A 1,118-nucleotide genomic window follows, 5' to 3' on the forward strand; every position below is an offset into this window, starting at 1 on the left:
GAACGGCGCCGGCGTGTCCGTCAGCCGCTCCACCGACGGGCTGACCTGGCAGAACCCGGTGATGGCCGTCGGCAACGACGGCAAGGGCTACGACAAGGAGTGGATCGTCTGCGACAACTCGACGACCAGCCCCTACTACGGCAACTGCTACATCGAGGTCGACATCACCTCCTCCGGCAACCGGGTGATCATGTCGACCTCGCGTGACGGCGGCGCGACCTGGTCCACGCCCGCCAGCCCCGGTGGTCAGAACGCGGGGCTCGGCGGACAGCCGCTCGTGCAGCCGAACGGCACCGTGGTCGTGCCGTTCTCCACCAACGGCAGCTCGATCCGGTCCTTCACCTCCACCAACGGCGGCGCCTCCTGGGGTTCCACCGTGCTGGTCTCCAGCGTCTCCTCGCACACCGTGGCGGGGGGTCTGCGCTCCGGCGACGGTCTGCCCTCGGCGGAGATCGACGCCTCGGGCAAGGTCTACGTCGCCTGGCAGGACTGCCGGTTCCGCTCCGGCTGCCCGGCCAACGACATCGTGTACTCGACCACGACCGACGGCACCACCTGGTCCGCCGTGACCCGCGTCCCGATCGACGCCACCACCAGCGGCGTCGACCACTTCATCCCGGGCTTCGGCGTCGACCACGCCACCTCCGGCTCCTCCGCCAAGCTCGGCCTGTACTACTACTTCTACCCGAACGCCAACTGCACTGCCGCCACCTGCCAGTTGGAGGTCGGCTTCACCTCCTCCGCCAACGGCGGCGCCACCTGGAGCACCGCGCAGACCGTCGCAGGCCCGATGTCGCTGTCGCAGATCGCCTCCACCACGCAGGGCAGCATGGTCGGCGACTACCTCTCCACCTCGGTGGTGAACGGCAAGGCCGTGGCGATCTTCGCCGTCGGCAAGGCGCCTGCGGGCGGCCAGGCCTTCGACGAGGCCATGTACGCCGTCTCCGGCGGCCTCACCCTCCGGGCCGGAACCACCCCCTCCAGCACCGGGCCGGTGCTCTTCACCGCGCCCAACCGGGAACGGACTCTGCCCGCGGCCGTCCGCCGCTGACCGTTCCCGCCCCGCCTTCCCGATTCGCGCGGGAAGGCGGGGCTTTTCTGTTGTCCTTCAACTTTCT

The 1,118-nt window shown here is 69.8% G+C and carries 1 protein-coding gene; it reads left to right on the forward strand.

The window, feature by feature from the left end; translation table 11 throughout:
- The coding region (locus AB0O00_RS40860; RefSeq protein ID WP_363659718.1) for a sialidase family protein at positions 1-1,051 on the forward strand (1,051 nt) is incomplete at its 5' end.
- Between the last annotated feature and the right edge of the window lie 67 nt (positions 1,052-1,118).

The organism is Kitasatospora sp. NPDC093558, assembly GCF_040683475.1.
Lineage (GTDB): Bacteria > Actinomycetota > Actinomycetes > Streptomycetales > Streptomycetaceae > Kitasatospora.